General features: G+C 43.9%; 16 protein-coding genes and 2 riboswitches. Of the genes, 5 read left to right on the top strand and 11 right to left on the bottom strand.

Annotated elements, in window-relative coordinates:
- Positions 1 to 2 precede the first annotated feature (2 nt).
- Both MRK00_08965 and MRK00_08960 read right to left on the bottom strand, forming a co-directional pair.
- Positions 3 to 1,343: an AsmA family protein gene (locus tag MRK00_08965; protein MDR4517503.1), complete on the bottom strand. Its 1,341-nt coding sequence runs from the start codon at positions 1,341 to 1,343 to the stop codon at positions 3 to 5.
- Between the two features lie 45 nt (positions 1,344 to 1,388).
- Positions 1,389 to 1,640, bottom strand: a complete 252-nt coding sequence (locus MRK00_08960) for a Rho-binding antiterminator (protein ID MDR4517502.1) — start codon at positions 1,638 to 1,640, stop codon at positions 1,389 to 1,391.
- Positions 1,641 to 1,779: 139 nt separating this feature from the next.
- On the opposite strand from MRK00_08960, the gene MRK00_08955 reads away from it, so the two are divergent.
- On the top strand, positions 1,780 to 2,454 hold the full coding sequence (locus tag MRK00_08955; protein ID MDR4517501.1) for an OmpA family protein: 675 nt from the start codon (positions 1,780 to 1,782) through the stop codon (positions 2,452 to 2,454).
- 97 nt (positions 2,455 to 2,551) lie between these two features.
- On the opposite strand, the gene trpE is transcribed toward MRK00_08955, so the two are convergent.
- The 3 genes from trpE to rpe all read right to left on the bottom strand — a co-directional run bounded on the left by trpE (position 2,552) and on the right by rpe (position 5,596).
- Positions 2,552 to 4,024, bottom strand: coding sequence for an anthranilate synthase component I (trpE, locus tag MRK00_08950; GenBank protein ID MDR4517500.1), 1,473 nt, complete (start codon positions 4,022 to 4,024; stop codon positions 2,552 to 2,554).
- Positions 4,025 to 4,131: 107 nt separating this feature from the next.
- Positions 4,132 to 4,860 carry a phosphoglycolate phosphatase gene (locus MRK00_08945; protein MDR4517499.1) on the bottom strand — a complete coding sequence of 243 codons (729 nt, stop codon included), beginning with the start codon at positions 4,858 to 4,860 and terminating at the stop codon, positions 4,132 to 4,134.
- Between the two features lie 55 nt (positions 4,861 to 4,915).
- Positions 4,916 to 5,596, bottom strand: a complete 681-nt coding sequence (rpe, locus tag MRK00_08940; protein MDR4517498.1) for a ribulose-phosphate 3-epimerase — start codon at positions 5,594 to 5,596, stop codon at positions 4,916 to 4,918.
- Positions 5,597 to 5,743: 147 nt separating this feature from the next.
- Here rpe and apaG point away from each other — a divergent pair, with 147 nt between their 5' ends.
- On the top strand, positions 5,744 to 6,124 hold the full coding sequence (apaG, locus tag MRK00_08935) for a Co2+/Mg2+ efflux protein ApaG (GenBank protein MDR4517497.1): 381 nt from the start codon (positions 5,744 to 5,746) through the stop codon (positions 6,122 to 6,124).
- A 63-nt stretch (positions 6,125 to 6,187) separates the two neighbouring features.
- Here the strand turns inward: apaG and efp are convergent, their stop codons facing one another.
- The 6 genes from efp to MRK00_08905 form a co-directional block, all read right to left on the bottom strand.
- Positions 6,188 to 6,748: an elongation factor P gene (gene efp, locus MRK00_08930; protein MDR4517496.1), complete on the bottom strand. Its 561-nt coding sequence runs from the start codon at positions 6,746 to 6,748 to the stop codon at positions 6,188 to 6,190.
- A 65-nt stretch (positions 6,749 to 6,813) separates the two neighbouring features.
- Positions 6,814 to 6,954 carry a hypothetical protein gene (locus tag MRK00_08925; protein ID MDR4517495.1) on the bottom strand — a complete coding sequence of 47 codons (141 nt, stop codon included), beginning with the start codon at positions 6,952 to 6,954 and terminating at the stop codon, positions 6,814 to 6,816.
- A 38-nt stretch (positions 6,955 to 6,992) separates the two neighbouring features.
- Positions 6,993 to 7,571 (bottom strand): A24 family peptidase, encoded by a 579-nt coding sequence (locus MRK00_08920; GenBank protein ID MDR4517494.1) that lies wholly within the window; start codon positions 7,569 to 7,571, stop codon positions 6,993 to 6,995.
- An 82-nt stretch (positions 7,572 to 7,653) separates the two neighbouring features.
- The gene (locus MRK00_08915; GenBank protein MDR4517493.1) at positions 7,654 to 7,836 is read right to left on the bottom strand and encodes a Flp family type IVb pilin; all 183 of its coding nucleotides are present in this window, start codon (positions 7,834 to 7,836) and stop codon (positions 7,654 to 7,656) included.
- A 461-nt stretch (positions 7,837 to 8,297) separates the two neighbouring features.
- Positions 8,298 to 9,086: an aldolase gene (locus MRK00_08910; GenBank protein ID MDR4517492.1), complete on the bottom strand. Its 789-nt coding sequence runs from the start codon at positions 9,084 to 9,086 to the stop codon at positions 8,298 to 8,300.
- A 55-nt stretch (positions 9,087 to 9,141) separates the two neighbouring features.
- The gene (locus MRK00_08905) at positions 9,142 to 9,840 is read right to left on the bottom strand and encodes an SDR family oxidoreductase (protein ID MDR4517491.1); all 699 of its coding nucleotides are present in this window, start codon (positions 9,838 to 9,840) and stop codon (positions 9,142 to 9,144) included.
- A 279-nt stretch (positions 9,841 to 10,119) separates the two neighbouring features.
- A riboswitch (glycine riboswitch) is annotated at positions 10,120 to 10,193 on the top strand.
- 30 nt (positions 10,194 to 10,223) lie between these two features.
- Positions 10,224 to 10,322, top strand: a riboswitch (glycine riboswitch).
- 56 nt (positions 10,323 to 10,378) lie between these two features.
- On the opposite strand from MRK00_08905, the gene gcvT reads away from it, so the two are divergent.
- From gcvT to gcvPA, 3 genes are all read left to right on the top strand, one after another.
- Positions 10,379 to 11,470, top strand: coding sequence for a glycine cleavage system aminomethyltransferase GcvT (gcvT, locus tag MRK00_08900; GenBank protein ID MDR4517490.1), 1,092 nt, complete (start codon positions 10,379 to 10,381; stop codon positions 11,468 to 11,470).
- A 38-nt stretch (positions 11,471 to 11,508) separates the two neighbouring features.
- A complete protein-coding gene (gene gcvH / locus MRK00_08895) occupies positions 11,509 to 11,898 on the top strand; it encodes a glycine cleavage system protein GcvH (GenBank protein ID MDR4517489.1) in 390 nt (129 codons plus the stop codon).
- Between the two features lie 76 nt (positions 11,899 to 11,974).
- Complete coding sequence (gene gcvPA, locus MRK00_08890; protein MDR4517488.1) at positions 11,975 to 13,327, top strand: aminomethyl-transferring glycine dehydrogenase subunit GcvPA; 1,353 nt, start codon at positions 11,975 to 11,977, stop codon at positions 13,325 to 13,327.
- The last annotated feature ends 45 nt before the right edge of the window (positions 13,328 to 13,372 follow it).

The following is a 13,372-nucleotide window of genomic DNA, read 5'->3' as shown; positions in this document are numbered from 1 at the left end:
TGTTAATGAATCAATTGTTTCAAGTCAAAATGATGCTGCCCCGGTTCTATGGATAACTGGATACCTGAAGCCTGGATGTCCCCGGCAAATAATTGTCCAATCTGGATCGCGCCGCTCAGGTTTATACGGTTTAGTATCGAAAAATCGGGGATTGTCATTATATTTGTTGCCAATTCGTTTTTTTCACTATCGGTATTCATCTGAAATTCAAATTGTTGCAATGGCAAAAACGAGTCCAGGTCAAGCTGATCCAGCTGTACATTAAACACTATGTTCTGTTCGGAAAAATTTTGCAGATGTACAACGGCATCCAGATGCGTGTCAGCCAGATCCCCCTGTATGTCTATTTGCAACACTTCCGAAGCCATGTCCAAATCCAATTTTCCGGAAAAACAGGCGCTGATCAGTTTTTTATTTTCTGAAGCAGACACGATAACGTTTGTATTGGAATCTGTAAAAGCCCAGTGTTGGTCATTTAACCGGGCGGCAAGCAAACCATCTATAGCAATCTGCAGTGTGTGCTCGTTTTGTCTTGATAACAATTCGGCATGCAACCGTGTACTGGCAAGATTGCCATTCGACTGGTGTATCCCAGGAATCGAAATCGTTGCGTTCAAATAGTTGCCAGGCTCCTCACGTTGAATAGTCATGGCCACGGGACCACTCACAATTTTTTGGTCGTTAAAAGAAATATGCCGTGCTTCAAATTGTGCATCAAAAACCAATTGCTGCACATTGCTATCACTCTCAACAGTCTCAATACCACTCCTGAATAATTGGCTGCTCACATTGACCTGCTCAATCGATCCGGTTGCAATCCGGCCGGTTGTCAGATTCAGGGTATCCAGAATAAAAGTCTCCTGCATCATCTCATCATGCAAAGCCAATCGACCCATGTCAATTTCAATCCGCCCAATATCAAATGAAAACGTTAACGGTTGCCCGTCATCTTCCAGCAAATCCTCAATATTCGTACGGCCGTCCTCATATCGAACCAGTCTGGCACTCAGGCCTTTGATCTTCAGGGTATCGACATTGATCTGTTTACGCAGCAGTGACCACAATGACAGAGATAGCTGAGCTTGTTCAATCGATGCAAATTGATCGTCATTCTGAAATTCACTCAGTGTCATGTTGCTCAACCGGATATCGATCTGCGGATAAAAATCGATCTGCAAATCTCCGGCAATATTTAATGAACGCTGCGTGCTTTCTTTAACCCCGTATTGAATGACGGGTTTAAAGGAATTTGAATCAAGATTCACGATGACGAGTATTAAGCCACTCACCAACAATAGCAACGAAACCAGAAGAGTCAGTCCAAACCGAATAATGCGTTTCATGGAACTGGAACTCAGACATGTTTGTTTGAATCAGGTAAGAACAAGCTAAAAAACAACCTCGGTAAATTTTGCATTGGGTGTCAACACCTGCATTTTTGATAATTCCATCAAATCGACTTGCTGTTTTGATCCGCTATCGAGCACTAGACATTCACGCTTATCGGCAGATTGAACAATATCGACTGCTTTACCTTCTATTGTTTGTTCGTTTTTTAAAATCAGTTTGACCTGATAGCCATACATACAAGCCACTTCAACGAAGTCATGCAATTCACATGAAATAACATTTTTATCCACAATAATAGATTCCTTTGATAACAAAATAGCAAGACATATAATATAGCGTTGACACTGTAAAATGAATAGCATGTCAGACGCGTATTGAAGCACATGTCATTTTACTTATTTTAAAAAATCCTGTTTAAAAGGAGGTTATATGCATCGTACAGTGATTATGGTAACAACTGTAAGCCTACTGCTCAGCAGTTGTGCAAATATGTCCGAAACTCAGCGAGGTACTGCGCAAGGTACTTTGGCCGGGGCAGCTGCGGGAGCACTGATTGGCGGCCTCGCCGGTGACGGCAAGGGTGCCGCAATTGGCGCAGCCGCTGGTGCTGCTGCTGGTGCTGCGGGTGGATATTTTTGGTCCAAAAGAATGGAAGAACAAAAGCGACAGATGGAAGCCGCGACAGCGGGTACCGGTGTTCAGGTCTCTCAGACAGCCGACAATCGTCTCAAACTGGACATACCCAGCGACATCACCTTTGACACAGGTCGTGCGCAAATTAAGCCTGCAATGTATCCGATACTCGACAGTTTTGCGACAACCCTGATGAATAACCCGAGTACACAAGTGACCATAGTCGGGCACACCGACAGCTCAGGTTCTGATACGATTAATAATCCACTATCGATCAATCGCGCAGCAAGTACGCGCGATTATCTGGTCCAAAGGGGGGGCGTGCCTTATCATCGCGTCCAGATTGATGGGCGTGGTTCCTACGAACCGATCGCATCCAACGATACACCTGCAGGCAGAGCCATGAATCGACGGGTGGAAATTTTTGTCGTGGAACCGAATCCACAAGGAAATTCTCAACAACAATATTGATGCAAAATCACTGAGTCCAATTAAAGCGGCGTCCGGATTTAGCATCTTTTAAAACAGATGCCGCTTTACAAGCATTTCATCAGACTGTAAGCATCTTTTATTCAAACTTGTAATCCAGTCCATCTTCGGCAATTTCAGCGGCACGCAGAATTGCCTTGGCTTTATTCTGTGTTTCTACCCACTCATTTATTGGAACTGAATCGGCAACAATTCCGGCGCCCGCCTGAATGTGCAGCTTGTTTTCTTTGATTATGGCGGTACGTATGGCTATGGCCAAATCCATATCGCCATTAAAACCAAGATAACCCACGGCACCGGCATAAACACCGCGCTTGGAAATTTCGAGTTCATCGATAATCTCCATGGCGCGAACCTTGGGTGCACCGCTGACTGTTCCCGCAGGAAACGTCGCACGCAACACATCCATTGCGTTAAGCCCGGGTTTTATTTTTCCTTCTACATTGGAAACGATATGCATGACATGGGAATAATTCTCGATCTGCATATTTTCAGTAACCTTGACACTTCCGGTTTGCACCACTCGACCAATATCATTGCGCCCGAGATCCATCAGCATCACATGCTCGGCTCTTTCTTTGGGGTCGTCCAGCAAGTCGGCTGCAAATTCGACATCCTGCTGCGGATTCTTTCCACGTGGCCGTGTACCGGCAATAGGTCGTACCGTGACGACATCATCTTCCAGACGCACCAGAATTTCCGGCGAAGCACCCACCACATAAAAATCATTAAAGTGATAGTAAAACATATACGGAGAAGGATTCAGACTGCGCAAGGCCCGGTACAAGGCAAGTGTTGACGCATGATACGGTTTACTGGTGCGTTGTGACAACACCACCTGCATTATATCGCCATCAAAAATATATTGTTTGGCGCGTTCAACAGCAGACAAAAAATCTCTTTCCTGAAACTCTGAAATTGCCGGCTCTTTGTGAACAGCCTGTTCAGATGGAATTTCCACCGGTTGACGCAACTGCTCCAACAAATTTTCCAGGCGTTTTTTCCCCGCCCGATATGCGCCTTCTACAGCCGGATCGACATAAGCAATAAGATAGAGCTTACCGGAAAGATTATCGACGACAGCAAGTTCTTCCGAAAGCAATAACAAGATATCCGGGGTATTGAGAACATCAGGCCGTGCATTGCCTGCCAGTTTGTGTTCGATATATCGAACTGTATCATACGAGAAATAGCCCACCAATCCGCCGCAAAATCGCGGCAGCCCAGTAAAGGGCGCCGCCTTGAACTGCTTCATATAATCATTAATAAATGCCAGCGGATCGTCCACATCCTGCGTTTCTACTTCACTTCCGTTAATCACCCGAATACGGTTTCCATAGGCTTCGATACGTTTAATTGCGGGCAAACCAACAAAAGAATAGCGACCGAATCGTTCTCCACCCTGTACCGACTCGAGTAAATAGGAGTACGGTTTGTTTGCCAGTTTTAGATAAACTGAAAGCGGTGTGTCCAGATCGGCAAATGTATTGATTACTACAGGAATACGGTTATAGCCCTGCTCCGCAAGTCTACTGAATTCACTTTCAGTCATCCAATGACTCCACAAAGGAAATTGTTAAAAACAAGCATGATTCAGGAAACTGTTTTTGTATCGGTACGCTTGAAAATATAACCGGATTAAGGTCTTGCCTCATTTTATCAAGTGGCTTTAATGATTATTTGTGACGCTTCAACAAGTGATGGCACAATCGCATCACAATCCAGGTCACGCACGTCGCGGCCTTCATTATAACCATAAGGTACACAGAACACATGACACCCGGCAGCACGGGCAGCCGTTGTATCGTTTAACGAATCACCGACCAACACCGCTTCGTGCGGTTGCACATTAAAATGCTGACAGATATGAATCAATGGCATTGGATCCGGTTTTCTTTTTGGCAAACTATCGCCGGACAAAATAATTTCAAAGCAATCATGAAATCCAACGGCGCGCAGCAATGGCAAAGTAAACGCTTCAGATTTATTGGTAATACAGGCCAGATGAAAGCCACCCTGTTTAAGCTTTTCAATGCCTTCTTTTACCCCTGGAAACGGCTTCGTATTGACATGCACATTCTCGGCATAGTGCTTTTGATATATGGGTAATGCCTTTTCAAGCAACCCCGGCTCGGGCTCTCCATCTAAGTCACCGGTCAAGGCCCGTTTAACAAGTCTCTGAATACCTTTACCAATGTATGACTTAATCGTTGCAACCGATAGCACAGGCCTGCCCAGTTCACCCAACATCAGGTTAGCCGCCAGCGCCAAATCTTCGGCGGTGTCCAGCAAGGTTCCATCCAGATCAATCATTACGACTTTAGCGGCCAATGGAAAATCCAGTTTATTAACAGTGGTATTTGCGTAAGAAAATAACTGATTATTCATAGCAGTGACAGTTGTGATTCAGATACACGTTGCTTAGCAATTTTTGGCGCATGAACTACACCTTGTCCAGTTCTGCACGCAGGGCAGCAACAATCGTGTCATAGCGATGCGGATCGCTGTCTTTGCCAGCATGGTAGATTGCTGAACCTGCGACAAAAGTATCGGCGCCCGCACGCGCTATTTCAGCAATATTATCCACTTTAACGCCGCCATCGATTTCCAGCATGATTTCTTTATTGCCGCTCTCATCAATACGTTTCCGCACCGCTCTGAGCTTGTTTAGCGCTTCAGGAATAAATTGCTGTCCACCAAAACCCGGATTTACCGACATGATAAGGATCAAATCGAGCTTATCCAATACATGGTCCAGGTAATGCAGCGGTGTGGCCGGATTAAACACCAAACCTGCAAGACAACCCTGTTCCTTTATCAGTCCTATCGTCCTGTCGATATGCGCAGATGCTTCGGGATGAAAGGAAATAATATTGGCGCCAGCTTTCGCAAAATCAGGAACAATACGATCCACAGGCTCTACCATCAGGTGAACATCAATCATCGCATCTGTAAGTGGCCGGATAGCTTCACATACAAGCGGACCAATAGTCAGATTTGGAACATAATGATTATCCATAACATCAAAATGTATAATATCAGCGCCGGATTCAATGACATTGGTAATTTCCTCACCAAGTTTGGCAAAATTGGCTGATAGAATACTTGGAGCAATACGGTACATACAATAACCTCTTAAATAAAATCAAATAGCGTATTTTAACCGCAAATGATCTTGTCGCGTTAATGAGAAGTGAATTGATTTCCGCAAATGCGTTTACCACTTCAGTTTGTACTTGATACAGTCATGAAAATAGTGTGCAATTAGCTTATGTCAGAAAAAAAATATGAAATTAACGTCAGTGTACGGACAGCTTACTTGCCGGATCAGTCGGACGAAGAAACCGACCAGTATGTCTTCGCCTATACCATTACTATCGCCAACAAAGGCACAGTCGCGACACAATTGATCAGCCGCCACTGGATTATCACGAATGGCGACGGCACCATACAAGAAGTACGTGGCTTGGGTGTTGTCGGCGAACAACCCTTACTCAAGCCAGGCGACACCTTCGAATATACCAGCGGCACAGTCATTTCAGCTTCGGTAGGTTCAATGAAAGGCAGTTACCAAATGGCAACAGAGGACGGCATTCACTTTGATGTACCCATTCCCGAGTTTATCTTGACCGTCCCACGCACCCTGCATTAATACAACACCAGATCAACGATTGCTAATTTAATGCAACGCCAGGAAGAACCGGATTCACTCAGGCTACACCCGTTCAACATACTCACCGGTATCGGTATTCACTTTGATTTTATCACCAACATTAACAAATTGAGGCACACTCACCTTCAATCCGGTTTCCAGAACCGCCGGTTTGCCGCCGCTGGCAGCGGTTTGACCCTTGAGCATGACCTCTGTTTCCGTCACTTCCAGCACAACATTAGCAGGCAACTCAACACCAATAGGGTTTTCATTATAAAAATTAATCTGTACATCAGTATTAGGCAACAAATAAGGGGCTTGTGCTTCCAAGTCATCACCAGATATGGACAGTTGTTCAAAAGATTCACTATCCATAAAAATATAGGCATCGCCTTCGGAGTATAGATATTGCATCTGACGTGGTTCCACATGCGCTTTTTCTACTTTGTCTTCTGAACGAAAACGTTCATTAAGCTTCGTGCCATCACTGATACATTTCATTTCCAGTTGTACAAAAGCGCCGCCTTTTCCTGGTTTAACATGATTTTTCTTATACACTTTCCATAGTTTGTTTTGATATTCAACCAAGTTGCCGATACGTACTTCAAATGCAGAAATTTTCATAATAGTTCTTCTAAAATAAGCTGATAAATCGGAAATCCAAACGAAATATTATACCAGCAGCATTTCTACATCGCTTCAAGGAAATCTTCCGGCCATGTCATCAAAACTTGTTGATCGTTATTTAGTTTTAAAGCAGCCGACAAAATAGTTGCCAAAGGCAAAGTGATTGTTAAGAAAATAACGCCTAAGGCACTAGTCCAAAGCATGGGGTCCACTGCTATATTTTTATTTCGAATCGATCAGACTAATCCAGAACTGAAAACAGATTGACAGCAAGAAAGATCAGTGTACCTGCGGCAATCGCCACACCGTAAGGCAACCGGCTGGCAGATTCATTCAATCTATTGCCAGCATCAGGGGAAACGGTGAATGTATTAAATGATGGGGAAGATCGGATATTGCATTTGACTAGATTCACAATAAACTGACGCAACAGGTTTCGTACTTCGCAGAACGGTTCTTTTATCAGACCACGATGCCAGGCAACATAGATTGACAAAACACCACCTGCTACCAGGATATATAGCAAAGCCGTTATTGTTGCCTGTGGCCCTAAAAACGCACCGACCATAGCCACTAATTTTACATCGCCCGCGCCCATCATTCGAAACATATAAAATGGCAACAGCAATAACAAACCCACGCTCCATCCAATAAGAGATGCATAAAAACCGAGCCCAACAGGCGTTACTGTGTTTAATAAAATACCCAGAAAGGCACCCGAAATGACCAAAGAATTTTTGATACGATAACCGCGATAATCCTGCAAGGCGGCGTTGAGCAATAAAATGATCAATAACGCATAAATCAACAACTGTATCACTTTATCCTTCCATATATTTCAGGTATAAAAAAACCACCTACTATAGCGGGTGGTTTGATATGCGATCAAAACCGTAAAATATTTATGCTGGCAAAGTTAGTTGACTAGTAATAAATTTAAAGATTACATCCAGGTCAATACCAATTGCTGTTGCCCCGGAAATAATCATGACTGCGATTAACACAGCAATCAGGCCATATTCAATCGCACTAACACCTTCTTCGTCATTCCAGAAATTTTTAACAGCTAATACGATTTTTTCCATTTTATTTTCCTCTTTACGAAAATTAAGTTTGTTAAAAAACACTTGGATTGTCGTTACACACAAGTCCTAACATTAACGACCAATGCTGCAAGTACTTTAAACTCCATCAAAACAATTAATTAATGAAAACGCCCCGTCTACTGCAACCATGGAACGCATTGTAAAAAGGCAAGATAAAGTTAACTAGCCGACCCTGAAAAAGTTTTTTTGAGAAATACCTGTACGATAAACTTAGCCTGAGATTATTTTTTTCCTCGCACACTTTTTCTCGGAAATTCCGGAAACAATTCTTATTGTTACCATTTTCTCCGGGGTTCCCGTATCAAGCCGCTTTAACGCACTTCGCTATTGTACTGAGGTACAAAATGAGAATTTCTAAGAGATTGGTGGATTATTTTATGAGAAAGCTGCAAACGATTAATTGACTCAATGCACTATTTATTAACAGAAATTCAAGGCGCCTATTCAAGACAATCGGCACTATTTTTTTTAAGGTAACGTCTCGCATAATATGCAAAACCGATGGCACTTCTTTGTGAACGAAGAATCCAATCATGGGCTTCTCGGCCCAACTCTGGATTAATGGGTTGAATTTCTCCAGCAGCAAGTGCGAGCAACTGCATCTTTGCCGCCCGTTCGAATGCCATCGCCAAGAGACAGGATTCCTCAATACTTGAACAGGCCACGAGCAGACCATGATGCGCTAACAAAATGGCGCGTTTTGTTCCAATCGCCTGAGCGATCAACTCACCTTCTTCATTGCCAACTGGAACACCTGGCCATTTCTGTAGGAAAGCCACATCATCAAAGAGCACGCAATTATCCATATGCGAAATTTCCAGCGGTATTTCAAGCATACTCAGTGCGGCCGTGTGTAATGCATGTGTATGAATAATACACTGCACATCCGGGCGGGCACGGTACAACCATGAATGAAAACGGTTTGCAGGGTTCGCCATTCCTTCACCTTCAAGTACCTCGAGATCCTCATTAACCAGCAATAGGTTACACGCGCTGATTTCATCAAAACCTAAACCCAGACGTTGTGTCAAATAAGTTCCCTGTCTTTCGCCGCGTGCTGTAATCTGGCCGGCAAGTCCGGAATCATGGCCATTGTCAAACAAAATTCGACACGTCAATGCCAGTTTTTGCGCTTGACTGTATTGCGCCCCCTGCAAATGCTCATCCATCTGATTGAACGATTGTTTGATTAATTCCTTTTTATCCAGATCGAATGTATGTCCACTCATGATTTATTGGTTACTCAGAAAGTATTAATTAGATAGTTACAAAAAAACAGAATTTTTACCAGGGAATGATTTGGCCATCATACGCAAAAAATTTCCCGGTATCGGTATGTATCAATTCTTTGATGACATGCCGCATTCCAGAAACACTTTTCTCGGTAGAAATCAAACCGTTTGCCCCCCCCATATCTGTTCTGACCCAGCCAGGATGGAGCAATGCCACGATAATCCCTTTTGATTCCAGATCGATTGCAAGGCTTTTCATGACGATATTGACAGCGGATTTACTAGAACGATACACATAACTGCCGCCACTTCGATTGTCGGCAACGCTCCCCATCTTGCTGGTAATCGTGATGATCTTTTTCGATTCACTCTTTGATATTTGCGAATAAAATGCATCCGCCATCTTAAGCGGCGCCATGGCATTGACTTCAAATGCGTAAGCCCATGCCTCATAATCAATTTGATGAAAGCTCGCACCACGCATTGTCGGGTAGACGCCTGCGTTATTAATAAGCAGATCTATCTTTTCTTTTGCCAATTCATGCGACAAATGCGCTATCTGTTCATGATTGGCCACGTCAAGCGCATGAACATGTACGGCACCAGGATACTGTTTCATCAGTTGATTTAATTCAGCTGAAGAAGATGGATTTCGTGTACAAGCCAGAACACGCCAACCGTCCAGCGCATACTGACGCACGAATTCCAGTCCCAAGCCACGATTTGTACCGGTAATCAGAGCAGTTTTCATTATTATCTGTAATTCCCTTATATAAAGATGATCAGCTATTTTAATATTTGCATTATCTCGAAATCAAAAAATTCCTTTATAACCAATATATTCCCATCACAAAACATTGTGAATTCGAATGAATATTCAGCAATCAAAATTTCATTCTATCAATCAACACATTAAATTGAAAACTTACAGTGCAGCAAGGATTTAGAAATCACGAAATATTATTCAAGTCTTGTCTAAACTGTTCTTGCTAAGGTATAGTTCGCACTCAGCCAACATATGTTCAAGCAGGAGAGCGCGCCTAAGAATACAATAGCAGGCGCCGCCGAAGGCGTAACTCCCCCGGAATCGCTCAGGCAAGGTTAATAACATTATTTTCCCTGAAAACCGCTTGATACAGGCAATCTGGAGAGTGTCAGGCAAATAATCCTGACCACCGAAGGGGCACACGGTTTTTCCGTAAATCTCTCAGGTAAAAGGACAGAGGGGTGAAGTCATTTACACTATCATCATTGTACAATGACTATTTTTTAATACCGGGAGAAAATCCGTGCTGAAAAAGACACCCCTTAATCAAACGCACCGTGAAATGAATGCAAAAATGGTGGATTTCGGTGGCTGGGACATGCCGCTGCATTATGGCTCACAGCTAGAAGAACACCATAAGGTCCGCCAGGATGCCGGCATGTTCGATGTCTCGCATATGCTGCCAATTGATATTAAAGGCGAAAATACGCGCGACTTTCTGCGTCGCCTCGTCGCTAATAATGTTGACAAACTCACAATCCCAGGCAAAGCTTTGTATACCTGTATGTTGACGCCTCAAGGTGGCGTCATCGATGACCTTATTGTCTATTTTTTATCAGAATCCTGGTTTCGCATCGTAGTCAATGCAGGCACTGCCGACAAGGATGTCGCCTGGATTCTTAAACAACGTGAAACATTAGCGCCTGACCTGGAAATTACACCCCGCCGTGATCTGGCCATGGTCGCCGTGCAAGGCCCGAACGCCCGCACCAAAGTTTGGCAGGTTATTCCAGAATCCAAAGCAGTGACTGAAGCACTAAAACTATTTCAATCCGCCACAATAAATCATTTTTTTATCGCGCGTACCGGTTATACCGGTGAAGACGGCTTCGAAATTATTTTACCGGCTGAAGAAGCGCCCGCATTCTGGAAAGCGCTCCATGCGGCAGGCGTGGCACCTGCCGGGTTGGGTGCGCGTGATACCTTACGTCTCGAGGCCGGAATGAATCTTTATGGTCAGGATATGGATGAATCCACCTCACCGATGGAATCAGGACTTGCCTGGACAGTCGACCTGAAAAGCGAACGCGATTTTATTGGTAAACAGGCGTTGCTTGACTCAAAGGTATCCCAGCAGTTAGTCGGGCTTGTATTACAAGACCGGGGCGTCCTCAGAAGTCACCAAAAAGTCACTGCTCAGCATGACGGTCAGGAATTTGAAGGTGAAATCACCAGCGGTGGATTTTCACCAACCATTAATCAATCAATCGCTTTGGCCCGTATTGCCTCGGAAATATCTCCAGACGATGAAGTGAATGTATTGGTCAGAGACAAAAAATTACGCGTCAAAGTGGTAAAATACCCATTTGTACGGAACGGAAACGTTCTGATTTAATTTGAGATTATTAAAAAAACCAATACTGGAGTAAAAACATGAGTATTCCAACAGATCTGAAATATACCAAATCACATGAATGGGTTAAAACCGAAGCGAACGGCACAGTCAGCGTAGGTATTACACACCATGCCCAGGAATTACTGGGCGATATGGTTTTTATAGAGTTACCGCAGGTCGGTGACACTTTTGCACAAAAACAGGAATGTGCCGTCGCGGAATCTGTCAAGGCTGCCGCAGATGTTTATGCGCCGGTCTCGGGTGAGGTTGTAGAAATCAATTCACCGCTTGTCGATAATCCTGAAAACATTAATCAAGATGCTTTTGGCTCCTGGTTATTCAAATTAAAACCAAGCAATCCATCAGAATTGGACGGATTACTGGATGCAGCCGGCTATCAAGAAGTTCTGGATAGCGAAGATCACTAAGACTTGATCACTTTTTGCAATAAGCAACCGGTCGCTTGTTAAATCATTTTTATTAGAAATTCATTCATACATTACCATGCCGTTTATCCCACATACAAAAGAAGATATCGCTGAAATGCTTGCCAGCATTGGTGCAGATTCAATTGAAACACTTTTTGATGAAATTCCAGCCGATTTAAAAAGCGGCCAGTTAAAAGAAGTTCCACCCGGGTTGAGCGAAATGGAAATCACACGGTTAATGATGGAGCGTGCCAACCAGGATGGTTTTTACCAGAATTTTATTGGCGCAGGCGCTTATGAACATCATATCCCTGCTGCAGTCTGGCAAATTACAACCCGTGGTGAATTCTATTCCTCCTATACCCCTTATCAGGCTGAAGCCAGCCAGGGAACACTTCAATTATTGTATGAGTACCAGACAATGATGGCTTCTCTGACCGGCATGGATGTATCCAATGCCAGTATGTATGATGGCGCCACCGCACTTGCTGAGGCTGTTTTAATGGCTGTCCGTTCACATAAATCATCCCGGCGTATTCTAATACCACAAACGGTTCATCCGGTTTACCGAAAAGTTGTACGCGCAATAGTCAGCAACCAGAAAATTGATATTATCGAATTGCCCTTTAATCAGGAAACCGGACGCACAGATCCTGAAGCGCTAGAAGAATTCGGCAACGAAGACTTTGCTGCATTTGTGATTCCGCAGCCCAACTTTTTTGGTGTTCTGGAACAAGTCGATGAACTGACTGACTGGGCACACAGCAAAAATGCGCTCGCTATCGGCGTTGTCAATCCAACGGCTTTAGCGTTATTAACGCCTCCTGGAGAATGGGGCAGCAAGGGAGCGGACATTGCCGTCGGCGAAGGACAGCCATTGGGAATTCCTTTATCCAGCGGCGGTCCTTATTTCGGCTTTATGGCCTGTAAAAATAGTTTAATCCGTCAGATACCCGGAAGAATTATTGGCCGTACTAACGATCTTGATGGAAAACAAGGTTTTGTTTTGACACTACAGGCCCGCGAGCAACATATCCGCAGATCTAAAGCCACTTCAAATATTTGTACCAATCAGGGTTTGATGGTCACTGCCGCGACAATTTACATGTCTTTACTGGGCCCGGAAGGTTTGCGCCGTGTAGCTGAACACTCACATGCAAATACGATAAATCTGGTTCAACAACTCGAAAAAATCTCTGGTATTGAAAAAGGATTTACCGGTCCGTTTTTCCATGAAGCGGTCTTAAAATTATCAAGACCTGTCAGCGATGTACTGGAAATACTTAAAAACAAAGGCATACTGGCAGGACTTAGTCTGCAGGAATATTATCCGCAGATGGAAAATACGCTTTTAGTCTGTGCGACAGAAACGAAAACAGCTGCTGATATACAGAACTATGTTGAACAACTCAAACAGGCACTCAACTAGCCGCGTCGAAAGCTATCAGCACAAACCAATTTTTAACATTAAATG

Origin of the sequence: Nitrosomonas sp. (assembly GCA_031316255.1) — a bacterium.
In the GTDB taxonomy this organism is placed as follows: Bacteria; Pseudomonadota; Gammaproteobacteria; order Burkholderiales; family Nitrosomonadaceae; genus Nitrosomonas.
Note: the sequence above shows the minus strand (reverse complement) of the source record. Positions and strands in the feature narration are given on the sequence as shown.